At 59.7% G+C, this 17,282-nt stretch carries 17 protein-coding genes; 4 read left to right on the top strand and 13 right to left on the bottom strand.

The window, feature by feature from the left end:
- Positions 1 to 84 precede the first annotated feature (84 nt).
- From BFP95_RS13640 to leuA, 4 genes are all read left to right on the top strand, one after another.
- Entirely contained in the window at positions 85 to 975 is an 891-nt protein-coding gene (locus tag BFP95_RS13640) for a LysR family transcriptional regulator (RefSeq protein ID WP_065874535.1), read from the top strand.
- Positions 976 to 985: 10 nt separating this feature from the next.
- Positions 986 to 2,365 carry an exodeoxyribonuclease VII large subunit gene (gene xseA / locus BFP95_RS13635; RefSeq protein WP_065874534.1) on the top strand — a complete coding sequence of 460 codons (1,380 nt, stop codon included), beginning with the start codon at positions 986 to 988 and terminating at the stop codon, positions 2,363 to 2,365.
- Between the two features lie 3 nt (positions 2,366 to 2,368).
- Positions 2,369 to 3,190, top strand: coding sequence for a M23 family metallopeptidase (locus tag BFP95_RS13630; protein ID WP_065874533.1), 822 nt, complete (start codon positions 2,369 to 2,371; stop codon positions 3,188 to 3,190).
- Positions 3,191 to 3,514: 324 nt separating this feature from the next.
- Positions 3,515 to 5,194, top strand: coding sequence for a 2-isopropylmalate synthase (gene leuA, locus BFP95_RS13625; RefSeq protein ID WP_065874532.1), 1,680 nt, complete (start codon positions 3,515 to 3,517; stop codon positions 5,192 to 5,194).
- A 169-nt stretch (positions 5,195 to 5,363) separates the two neighbouring features.
- Here leuA and BFP95_RS13620 read toward each other — a convergent pair whose 3' ends face one another.
- The 13 genes from BFP95_RS13620 to fdx form a co-directional block, all read right to left on the bottom strand.
- Entirely contained in the window at positions 5,364 to 6,155 is a 792-nt protein-coding gene (locus tag BFP95_RS13620; protein WP_065874531.1) for an amidohydrolase, read from the bottom strand.
- Positions 6,143 to 7,291 (bottom strand): pyridoxal phosphate-dependent aminotransferase, encoded by a 1,149-nt coding sequence (locus BFP95_RS13615; RefSeq protein WP_065910305.1) that lies wholly within the window; start codon positions 7,289 to 7,291, stop codon positions 6,143 to 6,145. Before BFP95_RS13615 ends, BFP95_RS13620 begins: the two co-directional genes overlap by 13 nt.
- Before the next feature lie 115 nt (positions 7,292 to 7,406).
- Positions 7,407 to 8,876 carry a ribosome biogenesis GTPase Der gene (gene der, locus BFP95_RS13610; protein ID WP_049711641.1) on the bottom strand — a complete coding sequence of 490 codons (1,470 nt, stop codon included), beginning with the start codon at positions 8,874 to 8,876 and terminating at the stop codon, positions 7,407 to 7,409.
- A 134-nt stretch (positions 8,877 to 9,010) separates the two neighbouring features.
- On the bottom strand, positions 9,011 to 10,162 hold the full coding sequence (gene bamB / locus BFP95_RS13605; RefSeq protein ID WP_049711640.1) for an outer membrane protein assembly factor BamB: 1,152 nt from the start codon (positions 10,160 to 10,162) through the stop codon (positions 9,011 to 9,013).
- On the bottom strand, positions 10,155 to 10,796 hold the full coding sequence (locus BFP95_RS13600; RefSeq protein ID WP_065874529.1) for a YfgM family protein: 642 nt from the start codon (positions 10,794 to 10,796) through the stop codon (positions 10,155 to 10,157). The genes bamB and BFP95_RS13600 overlap by 8 nt, the downstream gene beginning before the upstream one ends.
- Positions 10,797 to 10,837: 41 nt before the next feature.
- Entirely contained in the window at positions 10,838 to 12,127 is a 1,290-nt protein-coding gene (gene hisS, locus BFP95_RS13595; RefSeq protein WP_049711638.1) for a histidine--tRNA ligase, read from the bottom strand.
- A gap of 23 nt (positions 12,128 to 12,150) precedes the next feature.
- Complete coding sequence (gene ispG, locus BFP95_RS13590) at positions 12,151 to 13,260, bottom strand: flavodoxin-dependent (E)-4-hydroxy-3-methylbut-2-enyl-diphosphate synthase (protein WP_017736818.1); 1,110 nt, start codon at positions 13,258 to 13,260, stop codon at positions 12,151 to 12,153.
- A 2-nt stretch (positions 13,261 to 13,262) separates the two neighbouring features.
- Entirely contained in the window at positions 13,263 to 14,258 is a 996-nt protein-coding gene (locus BFP95_RS13585; RefSeq protein ID WP_065874528.1) for a RodZ domain-containing protein, read from the bottom strand.
- Positions 14,258 to 15,016 (bottom strand): type IV pilus biogenesis/stability protein PilW, encoded by a 759-nt coding sequence (gene pilW / locus BFP95_RS13580; RefSeq protein WP_065874527.1) that lies wholly within the window; start codon positions 15,014 to 15,016, stop codon positions 14,258 to 14,260. Before pilW ends, BFP95_RS13585 begins: the two co-directional genes overlap by 1 nt.
- 12 nt (positions 15,017 to 15,028) lie before the next feature.
- The gene (gene rlmN, locus BFP95_RS13575; protein ID WP_049711635.1) at positions 15,029 to 16,177 is read right to left on the bottom strand and encodes a 23S rRNA (adenine(2503)-C(2))-methyltransferase RlmN; all 1,149 of its coding nucleotides are present in this window, start codon (positions 16,175 to 16,177) and stop codon (positions 15,029 to 15,031) included.
- Between the two features lie 29 nt (positions 16,178 to 16,206).
- A complete protein-coding gene (gene ndk, locus BFP95_RS13570; RefSeq protein WP_003175956.1) occupies positions 16,207 to 16,632 on the bottom strand; it encodes a nucleoside-diphosphate kinase in 426 nt (141 codons plus the stop codon).
- 92 nt (positions 16,633 to 16,724) lie between these two features.
- Complete coding sequence (gene iscX, locus BFP95_RS13565) at positions 16,725 to 16,925, bottom strand: Fe-S cluster assembly protein IscX (protein WP_032879605.1); 201 nt, start codon at positions 16,923 to 16,925, stop codon at positions 16,725 to 16,727.
- A 14-nt stretch (positions 16,926 to 16,939) separates the two neighbouring features.
- Positions 16,940 to 17,281 (bottom strand): ISC system 2Fe-2S type ferredoxin, encoded by a 342-nt coding sequence (gene fdx, locus BFP95_RS13560; RefSeq protein WP_015885743.1) that lies wholly within the window; start codon positions 17,279 to 17,281, stop codon positions 16,940 to 16,942.
- Position 17,282: the final 1 nt, after the last annotated feature.

Here is a 17,282-nt window from a genome sequence, read left to right as displayed (position 1 = left end):
AGAGATGGCAATCACTTTAGCCAGCGGTGAGCGATGCGACTAATATCTTCAAAGCCATCCACCCATCTCGAAAAGGCATGACGCGTGATTTCCACCCGCCAACTGCGCTACTTCGTTGAAATCGCCGACAGCGGCAGCTTCACTGCCGCCGCCGAGCGTCTGTTTGTGGCGCAGTCAGCGCTGAGCCGGCAGATTAAGGAGCTGGAGACCCACCTGCAAACCCCGTTATTCGAACGCATGGCGCGCCAGCCGCGACTCACGGCTGCGGGTGAAGCCTTCTATCCCCGAGCCCGCAACCTGCTGAGCGAATTACTCAAGGCCAGCGAGATGGCAACCCAAGTGGGTAATGGCGAATTGGGCACGCTGCGCCTGAGCCATTCGAGCACCGTGCCGATGAGCGGCCCATTGCTGCAAGGTATCAGCACATGGCTGGAACGCTGCCCAGGGGTGTCGATGGACATCGTTAAACTGTCTTCAGAAGCGCAGTTGGAAGAGATCGCCGACGGACGCCTGGACGTCGGGCTCTTGCGCCTGCCCGTGTTGCGCCAGCGCGAAGGCGTGCGAGTCGTGCCTTTATATAGCGAGCAACTGTTGCTGGCGGTGCCGCCGAATCATGGGCTGGCGCGCAGCAATGCGCCTATCGAACTGGAGCAATTGAAGGACGAAGCGTTTATCTCGATCCCCCATCCCCAGCGCGGCGGCCTGAGTTATCTGTCAGCCGAGTTGTGCATGCGCGCGGGATTTTTCCCCAAGGCCGCGCGGGTGATGTCCCGCAAGACCACCCAGTTGCAGCTGATCCAGGCGGGCTTCGGTATTGCCTTGTTACCAAAATCCATGCGGGACATCGCCCCGGTCAACGTGCACTTTCTGCCCCTGGCCGACCCGGACTGCCTCAGCACCGTGGCCCTCGCCTGCGCGCAGGCGCCAAGTGCGCTGGTGGAGCAATTCTGTCAAACACTGCGCGAATGCCTATAAACTGCCGCCCATGATTAAAGATCCTTTTGCCCGACTGGGCCTGGACCGCGAAGTCCTGACTGTCAGCCAGCTCAACGGCCGCGCGCGGGTGTTGCTGGAAGACGTGTTCACCAATATCTGGGTCGAAGGCGAGATCTCCAACCTCGCCCGCCCGGCCTCCGGCCATGTGTATTTCACCCTCAAGGACAGCGGCGCCCAGGTGCGTTGCGCGCTGTTTCGCAATAACGCCGCGCGGGTTCGCCAGGCGCTGAAGGATGGCCTGGCGGTGAAAGTGCGTGGCAAGGTCTCGCTGTTTGAAGGCCGGGGTGATTACCAACTGATCCTCGATACCGTTGAACCGGCCGGTGATGGCGCGTTGCGCCTGGCGTTCGATGCGCTGAAAGAAAAGCTCAGCGCCGAAGGTCTGTTCAGCGCTGAACGTAAAGTGCCGCTGCCGGCGCATCCTCGGCGCATCGGCATTATCAGCTCGCCAACCGGCGCGGTGATCCGCGACATCATCAGCGTGTTCCGCCGCAGGGCACCGAACGTTGAGCTGACATTGATCCCCACAGCCGTGCAAGGCCGCGAAGCCATCCCGCAGATCGTACGTGCGCTGAAACTCGCCGACGCACGGGGCTTTGATGCGCTGATCCTGGCGCGTGGTGGCGGTTCGCTGGAAGACCTCTGGTGCTTTAACGAAGAGGCCGTGGCACGCGCGGTAGACGCCTGCGTCACACCGATCGTCAGCGCCGTTGGCCATGAGACCGATGTGTCCATCAGCGATTTCGTCGCCGATGTCCGCGCCCCTACCCCATCCGCTGCGGCGGAATTGCTCGCGCCGGACGCCAGCCACTTGGTACGCCAAGTCGAAAACCTGCACCGTCGCCTGGTGATGCTGATGCGCAATCGCCTGAGCCATGACCGCCTGCGCCTGGAAGGCATGGCCCGACGTCTGCGTCACCCTGGCGAGCGTCTGCGCCAACAGGCCCAGCGCCTGGATGACCTGGACATGCGCCTGCGCCGTGCGTTCGAGCGCAGCCTCAATACCCGGCGCGAACGCTTGATCCGCCTGGAAACCCGTCTTGCCGGCCAACACCCCGGCCGCCAACTGGCCCTGCTGCGTCAGCGCCTGGACAGCCTCGCCGAACGCCTGCCCCGCGCCATGCGCGAAGGCCTCAAGGCGCGGCGCCTGCAACTGCAAAGCCAGGTGCAGACGCTGCAGGTGGTCAGCCCGCTGGCGACCCTGGGCCGTGGTTACAGCATCCTGCTGGACGAACGCGGCCAGGCCATTCGCAACGCCGCGCAGACCCACACCGGCCAGCGCCTCACCGCGCGTCTCGGTGAGGGCCAATTGCAAGTGCGGGTGGAAGACAACCACCTGACACCCGTCACCCTTTCGTTATTGGATTGATTAATGCCACGTCTCTTTAGTCTGTTGATGCTGCTGTGCCTCGCCGTAAATGCCCAGGCCGACAGCTATATCACGCGCACCTTGAACAAACCCGTGCCGGGTGGCGTTGCAGTCGTAGAACTCGGCCCCTCGGCGGCAGCGCCGAAAGCCACCTATCAAGGCAAACCGGTACTGGTGGTGAAGGAGGCGGACAACTGGCTGGCGATTGTCGGCATCCCGTTGACCGTTAAACCGGGCAACGAGCGCCTCAGCAGCGGCGGGCGCAGCCTGCCGTTTATCGTCGGTTACAAGAAGTACCCGGAACAGCGCATCACCCTGAAAAACAAAAGCCAGGTAAACCCTGAACCGGCGCAACTCAAGCGCATCGAAGGCGAACTGGCGGTGCAGCTCAAGGCCTACCGCAGTTTCAACCCGAACCTGCCGAGCAACCTGGTGCTGGATAAACCGGTGAACGGGCCGCTGTCGAGCAAGTTTGGCGTACGCCGTTTCTTCAACGGTGAAGAACGCAATCCGCATTCCGGCCTGGATTTCGCCGTACCCGCGGGCACTCCAATCAAGACCCCGGCGAACGGCAAGGTGATTCTCACCGGTAACTACTTCTTCAACGGCAATACGGTGTTCGTCGACCACGGCCAGGGCTTTATCAGCATGTTCTGCCACATGTCGAAGATCGACGTGAAAGTGGGCGATCAACTCACGCGCGGCGCAGTGGTCGGCAAGGTCGGTTCAACGGGCCGTGCGACCGGACCGCACATGCACTGGAATGTCAGCCTGAACGATGCACGGGTCGACCCGGCAATCTTTATCGGCGCGTTCCAACCCTGAACCGTCCGATTGCGCGCTCGATAATGGGCGCGCAATTAAAACCAGCCCTCACCTTATAAACAAGCACAAAATCTCGTTTCCTACGCAGATAACAGAACTTCTCTCAATTTTTCTCGACTGCTTGCCATCTTTCACCCCGGCGGTTAGGGTTGAGCTTATGAAAACCTCTCACACCCTCATTCAGCTCCGCCAGCACCGCAGTTTGTGCCTCGTCAGCGCACGACTGCCAAGCTGAATCGATCTGCCTCGTCTATACGTTTTATCCCTAAAAACAGTTCTACGGCAGGCCGCCTTTTCTCGGCCCCTACTACAAAGGATTTCCCGATGAGCATGCTCAAAGACCCGTCTTCGAAGTACCGCGCGTTTCCGACCATCGATATCCCGGACCGCACCTGGCCATCGAAGACCATCACCGAAGCGCCGATCTGGTGCAGCTCCGACCTGCGTGATGGCAACCAGTCGCTGATCGAGCCAATGGACGCCGCAAAAAAGCTGCGCTTCTGGAAGACCCTGGTAGCGGTAGGCGTTAAAGAAATCGAAGCCTCGTTCCCGGCTGCGTCGCAAACCGACTTCGACTTCGTACGCACCCTGATCGAAGACAACCACATCCCCGAGGACACCACCATCCAGGTGCTGACCCAGGGCCGTGAAGACTTGATCGCGCGCACGTTCGAATCCCTGCGCGGCGCCAAGAAAGCCATCGTTCACTTGTACAACGCCACATCGCCGTCGTTCCGTCGCATCGTGTTCAACCAGGACAAGGACGGCATCAAGGCCATCGCGGTCAACGCCGCCAAGCTGTTCGTCAAATACGCCGCCCAGCAGCCGGAGACCCAATGGACCTTCGAATACTCCCCGGAGACCTTCAGCGCGACTGAGCTGGAGTTCGCCAAGGAAGTGTGTGACGCGGTGATCGAGGTGTGGAACCCGACGCCTGAGCACAAGATGATCCTCAACCTGCCGGCCACCGTGGAATGCGCCACGCCAAACATCTATGCCGACCAGATCGAGTGGTTCGGTCGCCATATCAACCGTCGTGACAGCGTGATCATCAGCCTGCACACCCACAACGACCGAGGCACCGGCGTGGCCGCCACCGAGCTGGGCCTGATGGCCGGCGCCGACCGTGTCGAAGGCTGCCTGTTCGGCAACGGCGAGCGTACCGGTAACGTCGACCTGGTCACCGTGGCCTTGAACATGTACACCCAGGGCCTCGACCCGCAGCTGGATTTCTCCGACATCGACGGCGTGCGCAAAGTCGTCGAAGAGTGCAACCAGATCCAGGTGCACCCACGTCACCCGTACGTTGGCGACCTGGTGCACACCGCGTTCTCCGGCTCCCACCAGGATGCGATCCGCAAAGGTTTCTCCCAGCAGAAAGACGATGCGCTGTGGGAAGTGCCGTACTTGCCGATCGACCCAGCGGACATTGGTCGCAGCTACGAAGCGGTGATCCGTGTAAACAGCCAGTCGGGCAAAGGCGGCATCGCCTACCTGCTGGAGCAGGAATACGACATCAGCTTGCCGCGCCGCATGCAGATCGAGTTCAGCCAAGTGGTACAGGCCGAGACCGACCGCGTCGGCCTGGAGATGACCGCGCCGCAGATCTACGCGTTGCTGCAGCGTGAATACCTGCAAGCCAACACCCCGTACGCGCTGGTCAGCCATCGTCTGCAGGAAGAGAATGGCAACAGCTTTGTCGAGGTGGAAGTCTCGGGCAAGGGTCAGGGCGAAACCAACCTGCACTGGAAAGGCAAAGGCAACGGCGCGCTGGAAGCGCTGGTGGCAGGCCTGCCGATTGGTGTAGAGATCATGGACTACAACGAACATGCAATCGGCGCAGGCACCAACGCCAAAGCGGCGGCCTACATTGAGCTGCGTGTGAACGGTGAGCGTCCGGTGCATGGTGTGGGGATTGATGAAAACATCACCACTGCCAGCTTTAAAGCGCTGTTCAGTGCGCTGAACCGGTCGTTGAGCCAGTTGGAAGCCAAAGCGGCGTAACTGACTGCTGAAAGGCGAAAGGCCCCTGGGTGAGAACTCAGGGGCCTTTTTGTTGGGCTTGGATTTTGTGCTGTTTGTGAAGGCCTCATCGCGGGCAAGCCCGGCTCCCACACTTGACTGGGTTCACACATCAAAATGTGGGAGCGGGCTTGCCCACGATGGCGGTCTTTCAGACAAACTGAAAGCTATCGGCATCCAGGTTCGCCGGAAACCGCGTACGGTACGCCGCCAGCTCGGCCGCCTCCAGGCACACCTGAAACACCCCATCCGCCTCCCCCGCACTCAGCAAGGTCTCACCCTGGAAGTCCAACACCTGACTATCCCCGGTGTAGGCAAACCCCTTCCCGTCCGTCCCCACCCGATTCACTGCCGCCACGTAGCACAGGTTTTCAATCGCCCGCGCCGGCAACAACCGATTCCAATGCTGGCGCCGCGCGCCCGGCCAGTTGGCCGTGTACAACAGCAGGTCGGTATCTTGGGCATCACGACTCCACACCGGAAAGCGCAGGTCGTAGCAAATCAACGGACGAATACGCCAACCCTTCAACTCAAACTGCACCTGCCGCTCGCCGGGGGTGTAGTGATCGTGCTCACCGGCCATGCGGAACAGGTGGCGCTTGTCGTAATGCAACACCTCGCCATCCGGCCGCGCCCACAGCAGGCGGTTGCGGTGGCTGCCGTCGGCGGCCTGGATGATCACGCTGCCGGTGATCACTGCGTTGTACTTCGCTGCCTGGGCCTGGAGCCATCGACGGGTCGGGCCGTTCTCCGGTTCCGCCAGCGTGGCTGACTCCATGGAGAAACCGGTGGTAAACATCTCCGGCAACACCATCAGGTCGGCGCCTTTGGCCTGCTCCAGCAACAGCTCGAAGTGCTCGAGATTGGCCTGGCGGTCGTGCCAGGCCAGGGTGGTCTGGACCAGGGCGATGTTCAGGTTTGGCAATGCACTCAGATCACGCATAGTTTTTCGGCTGCTTGTTGCAGCGTTTCCTCGCGTTTGGCAAAGCACAGGCGCACCAGGCGCTGGCCTTGCGGTGGGGTCTGGTAGAACACCGAGACCGGGATGGTTGCCACGCCGTGTTCGCGGGTCATCCACAGGGACATGGCGACGTCGTCCAGATCCGGGCGGATCTGTGAGTAATCGACCAACTGGAAGTAGGTGCCGGTGACGCGGGTAAAGCTGAAACGTGACGGTGCCAGCAGGTCACAGAACAGGTCGCGCTTGGCCTGGTAGAAGGCCGGCAGTTCATCCACATGTTCCGGGTGCTCGGCCATGAAGTCAGCCAGCGCGAACTGCAGCGGGGTTACGCCACAGAAATTGACGTATTGATGCACCTTACGCAGCTCGGCCGTGAGGGCCGGTGGTGCGACGACGTAACCGGTTTTCCAGCCGGTGACATGGTAGGTCTTGCCGAAGGAACTGACCACGAACGCGCGCTGATACAGTTCTTCGTGGGCTAGCACGCTGACATGGGGCACACCGTCGAATACCAAGTGTTCGTAGACCTCGTCGCTGACCAGGTAGATATCGCGGTCGCGGATCAGCTCCGCCAACTGGTCCAACTCGGCGCGACTGATCAAGGCGCCAGTGGGGTTGTGCGGCGTGTTGAGGATGATCATGCGGGTGCGCGGCGACAGCGCGGCTTTGATCTTTTCGAAGTCGAGCGCAAAGCCTTGCAGGCTCAATTGCACATGCACGCAGCGGCCACCGGCCAGCTCCACCGAGGGCTCATAGCTGTCGTAGCAAGGGTCGAACACGATGACTTCATCGCCACCGCGAATCACCGCCTGGATCGCGCAGAAGATCGCCGCCGTGGCACCAGGGGTGATGGTGACTTCACTGTCGGCATCGACAGCGGCGCCATAGCTGCGGGCGATCTTGGCCGCCACTTGCTGGCGCAGGGCTGGCAGGCCAGTCATCGGTGAATATTGGTTGTGTCCGCTGGCAACGTGCTTGCCCACGGCATCGAGCAAGCCTTGGGGACCATTGAAGTCCGGGAAGCCCTGGGACAGGTTGAGCGCACCGGTTTCGGCAGCGAGTTGCGACATGGTGGTGAAAATGGTGGTGCCGACATTCGGCAGCTTGCTGGTGATCATCGGAGGCCCCTGCAGGTGAGCCCCAAGTTTTAAGCTGCCAATTGCAGCGGGTCAAGGCACAAACCGTCGCGCACAAAAAAGGGCTCCTAAAGAGCCCTTTTTTGATAAGTCGATGTCAGCGCTTGTCGCGGCGCTTTTTGTCGGCTTTCTTGTGGTGCGTCATCATCCGGCGCTTTTTGTTCACTTGGCGGTCGGTGAGGCTGTTCTTGTTACCTTCGTACGGGTTTTCGCCACCCTTGAACTCGATACGGATCGGCGTACCGACCAGCTTCAAGACACGGCGATAGGTGTTTTCCAGGTAACGCACATAGGACTTGGGCACCTTCTCGATCTGGTTACCGTGGATCACGATAATCGGCGGGTTGGCACCACCCAAGTGGGCGTAACGCAGTTTGATCCGGCGGTTGTTGACCATCGGCGGTGCATGCTCGCCCACCGCATCTTCCAGGATCTGGGTGAGGCGGTTGGTCGGCCAGCGGGTGACCGCGGACTTGAACGAGTTCTGTACGGACGCGTAGAGGTTACCCACGCCGGTGCCGTGCAGTGCCGAGATAAAGTGGATATCGGCGAACTCGACGAAGAACAGGCGACGCTGCAGCTCGATCTTGACGAAATCGCGCTCGCTCGGCGTCATGCCGTCCCACTTGTTGATCGCGATCACCAGTGCCCGACCAGCCTCAAGGGCAAAGCCCAGCAGGTTGAGGTCGTGGTCGACCACGCCTTCGCGGGCGTCCATCACGAAGATCACCACGTTGGCGTCTTTGATCGCCTGCAGGGTTTTCACCACCGAGAACTTTTCAACTTCCTCGTGGATTTTGCCGCGCTTGCGCACACCAGCGGTGTCGATCAGCGTGTATTTTTCTTCGTTACGTTCGAACGGGATGTAGATGCTGTCGCGGGTGGTGCCGGGCTCGTCATAGACGATTACCCGGTCTTCACCGAGCATGCGGTTGACCAGGGTCGACTTGCCGACGTTAGGGCGACCGATGATGGCGATCTTGATACCGTCTTTTTCACTCGGGCCAGGAATGCGCTTGGCTTCCTCACCTTCGGCGACGATCTCTTCTTCACCCTCTTCTTCCTCAGCGTCATCCTTTGGGAAAGTGCTAAGGGCAATTTCCAGCATCTGGGTGATGCCGCGACCGTGAGCACCGGCGACCGGGATCGCGTCGCCCAGGCCCATCGGGCTGAATTCGGCACGGGCCTGCTCAGGATCGATGTTGTCGATCTTGTTAGCGACCAGATAGGAACGCTTGTTGCGCTTGCGCAGGTGCTCGCCAATCATCTGGTCAGCAGCGGTGTAGCCCGCACGGGCGTCCACCAGGAACAACACGACATCAGCTTCTTCAATGGCCAGCAGCGACTGCTCGGCCATCTTTTCGTCCATGCCATGTTCGTCACCGGAGATACCACCGGTGTCGACAATAATGTAGGAGCGCCCTTGCCACTTTGCCTCACCGTATTGGCGATCACGGGTCAGACCGGACAAGTCGCCGACGATGGCGTCGCGAGTCCTGGTCAGGCGATTGAACAAGGTGGACTTGCCGACGTTAGGTCGGCCCACCAGGGCGATTACGGGAACCATGCGGCTCTCCACTTCGTTATTTCAGAAAATACAAAAGCCGCTGCAAGGCAGCGGCTGGTGCTCGGGGCAGCATCATCAGATGCCGCATGCCTCGCCGAAGCGAGGCCGCCTGGGTGTTACCCCAAGCATAGTTCTTACTTGATGGTCAGGGCTTCCAGCTTGCCGCTGTTGCCATACACATAAAGCATGTTACCCACCACCAGCGGACGCGCACGCAGGCCGTCGCTGTCGATACGCTCGCGACCTACGAAGCGACCGTCTACCTGGCTCAGCAGGTGCAGGTAGCCTTCGAAGTCACCGACCGCGACGTAGCTGGAGAACACTTCCGGTGCCGACAGTTGGCGGCGAGCCAGGGAGTCGTTGCTCCACAGTGCAGTGGTGGAACGCTCGTCGACACTTTCAACGGTGCCGGACGCAAGGCTTACGTAGACGCTACCAAACCCTTGGGCGACACCTGCGTAGCTGGAAGCATCACGCTGCCAGTTAACGCGGCCGCTCTGCAGGTCCAGTGCGGCAACACGGCCCTGGTAAGTGGCGACATAGAGGGTTTCACCGGACAACAGCAAGCCGCCGTCGATGTCCACTACGCGGTCCAGCTCGGAACGACCTTGCGGAATGGCCACACGGGTTTCCCAGGCCGGCACGCCGTTCTGAGTGTTCAGGGCGACCACTTTACCGGTCGACAGGCCCGCAACGGCCAGATTGTTGGTCACAATCGGACCACTGGTACCACGCAACGTCAGTACCGCAGGGGTGCTGTCGTACAACCAACGCTGTTCGCCAGTGCTGGCGTCGAGGCCGATGACGCGGTCGTCCTGCGTCTGTACCACGACGATATCGCCGTTGGTAGCAGGCGGTGCGAGTACTTCACTGGTCACGCGAGCGCGCCATTTCTCTTCACCGGTGCTGGAATCCAGCGCCACGACTTCGCCCTTGAGCGTGCCGAGCATCACCATGCCATAACCCACGCCTACGGCGCCGGAGACAGGCAATTCGAGATCCTTGGACCACTTCACGTCGCCGTTCATGCGGTCCATGGAGGTCACAACGCCAGTCACGTCAGCGGCCACAATGTTGTCACCGTCGATTGCCGGTACCAACATGTTGTAGGTGTCGCCCTGACCGTCACCAATGGAGCGGCTCCACTGCTTTTGCAGGACCACTTCTTCCTTGAAGCTGGTCAGCTCGGCAGGAGGCAGTTCTTTTTTACTGTTGCTGCTGCAACCCGCGGCCAGAACGGCCAGAGCCAGCAATGCTGCATGTTTCCAACGGATCACGTCACGCATCCCCTTTGGCCAAGTCGTCCAGCTTGATTTGTAAGCCACCGACCGCCGCTTCATCAGACAGCGCCGCCTTGGCTTTTTTGTACGCAGCATTGGCTTCGTCGGTACGACCCAATTGGACCAACAGGTCGCCCTTGAGCTCTTCGCGAGTGGCTACAAATGCCTTGTCAGCATCGCCGTCGAGCAGTTTGAGTGCTTCGTCAGCCTTATTCTGTGCCGCGAGTACCTGAGCCAGGCGCTGACGTGCGATTTCACCCAGGGTCGGGTTGGTCGGCTTGTCGGCGACAGCCTTCAGTTCTGCGGCGGCGTCGTCCAGCTTGCCGGTGTCGACCGCAACTTTCGCGACGAACAGGCTGCCGTATTGGGCGTAGGTGCTACCGCCGAATTCGTTCTTCAGCTTGCCGGCCAGGTCAGCGACCTGCGCGGGGTCCGGCTTGCCATCTGGCGTCAGCGTGGTTTCCAGCAATTGCTGATAGAGGATCGAGGCGCCTTGGGACTGGTTGGCCTGATATTTGGTCCAGGCTTGCCAGCCGAACACCACTACTAAAGCCAGCAGACCGCCAGTAACCAGGGGCTTGCCATTACGCTGCCACCAGTCCTTGAACTCGGCCAGTTGATCATCATCAGAACTCGACACCCCAATACTCCTTAATCGCTAAATTCGGCTGTTCGACAGCTTCAACCCTGCACGACGCAGGTGGCCAAGTGCGCAGCGAGCGCATCAAAGGCAATGTTCTGTTGCTCGCCCTGGCCACGCAGGGGTTTAAAACCTATCACTTGCTGGGCCAATTCGTCATCGCCGAGGATCAGTGCATACAGCGCACCGCTCTTGTCGGCCTTTTTGAACTGGCTCTTGAAGCTACCAGCGCCGGCATTGACCTGCAGGCGCAGGTTCGGCAGTTGGTCGCGCACTTTTTCGCTCAGGGCCAGGGCCGCCAGTTCGGCAGCCTCGCCAAAGGCGCAGAGGTACACGTCCACCTGACGGGAAATTTCTTCAGGGACTTGCTCCAGGGTTTCCAGCAGCAGGATCAGCCGCTCGATGCCCATGGCGAAGCCCACACCCGTGGTCGGCTTGCCGCCCATCTGCTCGACCAGGCCGTCGTAGCGGCCACCGGCACACACGGTGCCCTGGGCGCCGAGCTTGTCGGTGACCCACTCGAACACGGTCTTGCTGTAGTAGTCGAGGCCGCGCACCAGCTTGGTGTTGATCACGAACGGAATACCGGCCGCATCCAGGCGAGCCTTGAGGCCCTCGAAGTGGATACGGGATTCGTCGTCCAGGTAATCGGCCATTTTCGGCGCATTGACCAATACGGCCTGGGTATCGGCGTTCTTGGTGTCCAGTACGCGCAGCGGGTTGGTCTTCAGACGGCGCTGGCTGTCTTCGTCCAACTTGTCCAGGTGGGCTGACAGGTACTCGACCAGGGCCACCTTGTAGCGGCCGCGGGATTCGCTGGTGCCCAGGCTGTTGAGCTCAAGCTTGACCGCGTCGCGGATGCCCAGCAGGCCCCACAGGCGCCAGGTCAATACGATCAGCTCGGCATCAATGTCTGGGCCATCGATGTTGAACACTTCCAGGCCGATCTGGTGGAACTGGCGATAACGGCCTTTTTGCGGACGCTCGTGGCGGAACATCGGGCCGATGTACCACAACTTCTGCGGCTGGCCAGCACCGGTGAGACCATGCTCAAGCACGGCGCGCACGCACGCGGCAGTACCTTCCGGACGCAAGGTCAGGGAGTCACCGTTGCGGTCTTCGAAGGTGTACATCTCTTTTTCGACGATGTCAGTCACTTCACCGATGGAGCGCTTGAACAGCTCGGTGAACTCGACGATCGGCATGCGGATCTGCTTGTAACCGTAGTTATCCAGCAGGCGCGCGACAGTGCTTTCGAAGTAGCGCCACAGCGGCGTCTGCTCCGGCAGGATGTCGTTCATGCCACGAATGGCTTGCAGAGACTTGCTCACATCAAATCCTTAAATTCGTTCAATCAGCCGCGCGCTATCAGCGCTGCGTCAGCTGCAACCTTTTCGGCCGCTTTCTGGCGGATCAGCCTTTCGAGCTCATCCACCAGATTGTCATTCGTTAACTTCTGCGCCGGCTTGCCGTCGATGTAGATCAGGTTCGGGGTACCGCCAGTCAGGCCCACATGGGCTTCCTTGGCTTCGCCTGGCCCGTTCACCACGCAACCGATCACTGCAACATCCAGCGGCACCAGCAGGTCTTCGAGGCGCAATTCCAGATCGTTCATGGTTTTCACCACGTCGAAGTTCTGCCGCGAGCAGCTCGGGCAGGCAATGAAATTGATGCCACGGGAACGCAAACGCAGGGATTTGAGAATGTCGTAACCGACTTTCACTTCCTCTACGGGGTCTGCCGCCAGGGAGATGCGGATAGTATCGCCAATCCCTTCGGCGAGCAGCATACCGAGACCCACCGCAGATTTCACTGTGCCTGAACGTAAACCGCCCGCTTCAGTGATACCCAAGTGCAGTGGCTGTACGATTTCCTTAGCCAGCAAGCGGTAGGCTTCGACCGCCATGAACACGTCGGAGGCCTTTACGCTGACCTTGAAGTCCTGGAAATTCAGGCGTTCAAGGTGTTCGACGTGGCGCAGTGCCGATTCAACCAGCGCTGCCGGGGTGGGCTCGCCGTATTTCTTTTGCAGGTCTTTTTCCAGGGAACCGGCGTTGACGCCGATGCGGATCGGAATGCCACGGTCACGAGCAGCATCAACCACAGCGCGAACACGGTCTTCACGACCGATGTTGCCCGGGTTGATACGCAGGCAATCCACACCCAACTCGGCTACGCGCAATGCGATCTTGTAGTCGAAGTGAATGTCGGCAACCAACGGCACCTTGACCAGTTGCTTGATGCGACCGAAAGCTTCGGCAGCGTCCATGTCCGGCACGGACACCCGCACAATGTCCACGCCAGCGGCTTCCAGGCGGTTAATCTGGGCAACGGTGGCGGCCACGTCATTGGTGTCGCTGTTGGTCATGCTTTGTACCGCGATGGGGGCATCGCCACCCACCGGCACCGAGCCGACCCAGATCTTGCGCGATACGCGACGTTTGATTGGAGATTCGCCGTGCATGACTATTGTCCCAACTTCAGGCGAGCTGTCTCGCCACTGGTGAACGGCGCCACGTCTACAGGCTGGCCGTTATAGGCCACTTGCGCGCCGCGGGCAAAGCCCAGACGCAGCGTCAAAGGAGGCTTGCCGCCCTGATCAAGCGTATCTCCCTTACGCTTCAGACCGCTGAACAGCACTTTGCCATTACCATCGGTGAGTTGCGTCCAGCAGTCAGCGACAAAGGTGATCTGTACGCGGCCATCACCGGCGATCAACGCTGGGGTGGTGGGCGGCGAAATCGTAGTGGCTGGAGCTGGAGTCGCTGGCGCCTGCGCAGGAGCGGCCGGGGTATGGGCCTGGGCAACAGGGGCGGTCGGCGTGTGAGCCGGTGCAGCCGGTGTCGCGGGAGTCGGTAGGGCAGCGGTCGCGTCAGGCGCGGTTTCCGGTGCTGGCTGCTCAGTGGCAGTTGGCGCTTCAGGCGCGGCCTGACCTTCGACAACGGCCTGGTCTTCCGGCTCGTCCAGCGGATGAATCTGAGTGGTGCCGTCGGCGCTTTCGACTTCGACGTGCTCCATGGCGTTGCTGGTCATGTCCTTGGTGCGCTGGGAGGCCTGGTCTTGCCACCAGACGAAACCGCCGCCAATGACAGCAACCAGCAACAACAGGCTGACAATTCGCAAAATAGTGTGGGAAACCCGCACTGGCTCTTCGATTCGACCCAAGCCATGCACATTGCTGCCTTGGGAGTCGGTACCGGTGAATTGATCGAATTGCTGGACCAATATGGCCTGGTCAATACCCAGCAATTTGGCATAGGCACGGATATAGCCACGGGCAAAGGTATGCCCAGGCAGCTTATCGAACGCGCCGGCTTCCAGGTTGCCAAGGGACGTGGTGGTCAAATTGAGCTTGAGGGCCACTTCCGCCAGCGACCAACCATTGCTTTCGCGGGCCTGACGCAAGGTGTCGCCTGGGTTTACGCGATTAGCTGCTACAACTTCCGGGTGCGCCGCTTTCATCATTGCTCCGACAGGTATTGCTGATATTCCGGCGTACCGGGATAGAGTCGTTCGAGTTGCTGGCCAAAACGTGCGGCTGTGTCGCGTTCTTCATGAACCGTCGCCAGGCGCACACCGAGCAATAGACTACGTGCATTTTGCCCGCTGAGCAGGCTAAAACGCTCGTAATAGTCACGTGCCGGCACATAATGCCTGTCTTCGTAGGACAACTCAGCCATTTCGAGCAATGCCCGAGGCTGGCGACCGTTCAAATGCAGGGCTTTTTCCAGTTGTTGGCGGGCGCTGTCGCGTTGACCGAGACGCATGGAGGTCACCCCGAGGTTCTCGAACACCCGCGAACGCTCAGGATAAAGGGTATCGGCGCTGGCTTGCTGAAAATAACGAGCGGCCTGGTCATAACGTTTCTGCGCAAACAGAAAGCTGCCGTAATTGTTCAGCAGCCGCGGGCCTGCAGGTTTTGAGGCGAGTGCCTTGAGGAAATACTGCTCAGCCAGTTCAGGCTCGGCCTGGGCCTGGAACACCAGTGCCAGCGCGCCATTGGCGTCAGCATCGTCGCTGTCCAGCTCAAGGGCCTTCTTCAACGGCACCTTGGCCTGCTCGCTCATGCCTTGCTGCAGGTAACCCAAGCCCAATTGCACATAGGCAACTCGCGCCTCATCACGGCCTTTACCCGTGTGCATAGGGCTGTCATAACCCGATGAAACACAACCGGCCGCGAGACCGGTAACCAGCAAAAGCAGCGCAAGGCGCAAGGGCATAGAGATCCTCTCTCAGATTCGATTCACAGCAATCAGCGGCAAATCGTCGGCGGCGTTCAGTTCGCGTCCGGCGATATAACGTTCGCTGCGGCGGGTGCGGTCCATCACCTGCCCTACCAATTGGCCACAGGCGGCGTCGATGTCTTCACCACGGGTGGTGCGCACGGTGACGTTGTAACCGGCCTGATGCAGTTGATCCTGGAAACGGCGGATGGCGTTGTTGCTCGGCCGCTCGTAGCCAGAATGGGGAAACGGGTTAAACGGAATCAGGTTGATCTTGCACGGGGTGTTCTTGAGCAGTTCGATCATCTCGACCGCGTGTTCAACCTTGTCGTTGATGTCCTTGAGCATGGTGTACTCAATAGTCAACACGCGCTTCTCGCCCAAAGTTGCCATGTAGCGCTGGCAAGATTCGAGCAGCATCTTAAGCGGATACTTCTTGTTGATTGGCACCAATTGGTTACGCAATGCGTCATTCGGTGCGTGCAGCGACAACGCCAGGGAGACGTCGATGTGCTTGGCCAACTCATCGATCATCGGCACCACGCCGGAGGTCGACAGGGTCACACGGCGCTTGGAGATGCCGTAGCCCAGGTCGTCCATCATCAGGTGCATGGCCGCGATCACGTTGTCGAAGTTCAGCAGCGGCTCACCCATGCCCATCATCACCACGTTGGTGATGGCACGGTCGACGGTCGCCGGGACGCTGCCAAAGGATTTGTTGGCAATCCACACCTGGCCGATGACTTCGGCGGCGGTGAGGTTGCTATTGAAGCCTTGCTTGCCGGTGGAGCAGAAACTGCAGTCCAGGGCACAGCCTGCCTGGGACGAAACGCACAAAGTGCCACGTTTGCCCTGGGGAATGTACACGGTCTCGACGCAACTGCCGGACGCCACACGCACCACCCATTTACGGGTGCCGTCGGTGGAGATGTCCTCGCTGACAACCTCGGGACCACGGACCTCAGCGATGGCTTTGAGCTTGTCGCGCAGGGCCTTGCTGACGTTCGTCATGGCGTCGAAATCGTCGACGCCAAAGTGGTGAATCCATTTCATTACCTGACCGGCACGGAAGCGCTTCTCCCCGATTGAGTCGAAGAATTTCTCCATTTCCGGCTGAGTCAGACCCAGCAGGTTGGTTTTAACAGTCGATGTCGTCATGGATTCACCCTCACTCTTTAAGCCAATGCTTAGCGAGCGGTTACTTCAGTAGCAGCGAAAAAGTACGAGATTTCGCGGGCAGCAGCGGCTTCGGAGTCCGAACCGTGTACAGCGTTGGCGTCGATGGATTCAGCGAAGTCAGCGCGGATGGTGCCGGCAGCAGCTTCTTTAGGGTTGGTAGCGCCCATCAGCTCGCGGTTCAGAGCGATAGCGTTTTCGCCTTCCAGAACCTGAACAACAACAGGACCGGAGATCATGAAGGCAACCAGGTCGCCGAAGAAGCCACGAGCGCTGTGCTCAGCGTAGAAGCCTTCAGCTTCAGCTTTGGACAGTTGCTTGAGTTTCGAAGCTACAACCTTCAGGCCGGCTTTTTCGAAACGAGTGGTGATCTCGCCGATGACGTTTTTTGCAACAGCGTCAGGCTTGATGATGGAGAAAGTACGTTGAACAGCCATGGTGTAACTCCAGAAACGGTAATTTACGAAAAATTAAACCCGCGAATTATACGCGGGTTATTGGGTATTGCCTAACTGCGTAAAAAGGCGGCTCAGTCTGCTTCTTCGATCCACAGGCCTTGAATCGCCTCCAGGACCTTTTCGCCACCCCGGTCAGGGATGTCGTCGAAGTCCGGCAGCGCCATTACCAGATTGCGCAGCTTGACGAAGTTGACCGTAAGAGGATTGACCTCAGGATGAGCTTCAGCAAGTTGTATAGCGATTTCTTGTACATCAACCCATTTCAGGCTCATGACATTTCCTTGAATCAATGCGGCGCTTCGGCTGCATGGTTGAGGGAATACTTCGGAATTTCGACGGTGATGTCTTCCGTCCCGACCTTTGCCTGACAGCTTAGACGCGAAGTCGCTTCCAGGCCCCACGCACGATCAAGAAAGTCCTCTTCCAGCTCATCAGCCTCTTCAAGGCTGTTGAAGCCCTCGCGAATGACGCAATGACAAGTGGTGCAGGCGCACACACCGCCGCAGGCGCTTTCGATTTCGATGTGGTTGTCATGGGCAACTTCGAGGATGGACTTGCCGGTCTCAGCCTCCACGACCATACCGTCCGGGCAATGCTCGGCGTGTGGCAGAAAAATGACCTGCGGCATT

It is taken from the genome of Pseudomonas sp. 58 R 12 (assembly GCF_900005865.1).
GTDB lineage: Bacteria > Pseudomonadota > Gammaproteobacteria > Pseudomonadales > Pseudomonadaceae > Aquipseudomonas > Aquipseudomonas tritici.
The sequence above is the reverse complement of the archived record's forward strand: the minus strand, read 5'-3'. Positions and strand labels throughout refer to the sequence as shown.

Bases quoted from the DNA above. Each gene is read 5' to 3' on its own strand.
- xseA (WP_065874534.1), top strand. From the start codon at position 986: ATGATTAAAGATCCTTTTGCCCGACTGGGCCTGGACCGCGAAGTCCTG.
- BFP95_RS13630 (WP_065874533.1), top strand. From the start codon at position 2,369: ATGCCACGTCTCTTTAGTCTGTTGATGCTGCTGTGCCTCGCCGTAAAT.
- leuA (WP_065874532.1), top strand. From the start codon at position 3,515: ATGAGCATGCTCAAAGACCCGTCTTCGAAGTACCGCGCGTTTCCGACC.
- BFP95_RS13620 (WP_065874531.1), bottom strand. From the start codon at position 6,155: ATGCGTGATCTGAGTGCATTGCCAAACCTGAACATCGCCCTGGTCCAG.
- BFP95_RS13615 (WP_065910305.1), bottom strand. From the start codon at position 7,291: ATGATCACCAGCAAGCTGCCGAATGTCGGCACCACCATTTTCACCACC.
- der (WP_049711641.1), bottom strand. From the start codon at position 8,876: ATGGTTCCCGTAATCGCCCTGGTGGGCCGACCTAACGTCGGCAAGTCC.
- bamB (WP_049711640.1), bottom strand. From the start codon at position 10,162: ATGCGTGACGTGATCCGTTGGAAACATGCAGCATTGCTGGCTCTGGCC.
- ispG (WP_017736818.1), bottom strand. From the start codon at position 13,260: ATGCACGGCGAATCTCCAATCAAACGTCGCGTATCGCGCAAGATCTGG.
- BFP95_RS13585 (WP_065874528.1), bottom strand. From the start codon at position 14,258: ATGAAAGCGGCGCACCCGGAAGTTGTAGCAGCTAATCGCGTAAACCCA.
- pilW (WP_065874527.1), bottom strand. From the start codon at position 15,016: ATGCCCTTGCGCCTTGCGCTGCTTTTGCTGGTTACCGGTCTCGCGGCC.
- rlmN (WP_049711635.1), bottom strand. From the start codon at position 16,177: ATGACGACATCGACTGTTAAAACCAACCTGCTGGGTCTGACTCAGCCG.
- ndk (WP_003175956.1), bottom strand. From the start codon at position 16,632: ATGGCTGTTCAACGTACTTTCTCCATCATCAAGCCTGACGCTGTTGCA.
- iscX (WP_032879605.1), bottom strand. From the start codon at position 16,925: ATGAGCCTGAAATGGGTTGATGTACAAGAAATCGCTATACAACTTGCT.
- fdx (WP_015885743.1), bottom strand. From the start codon at position 17,281: ATGCCGCAGGTCATTTTTCTGCCACACGCCGAGCATTGCCCGGACGGT.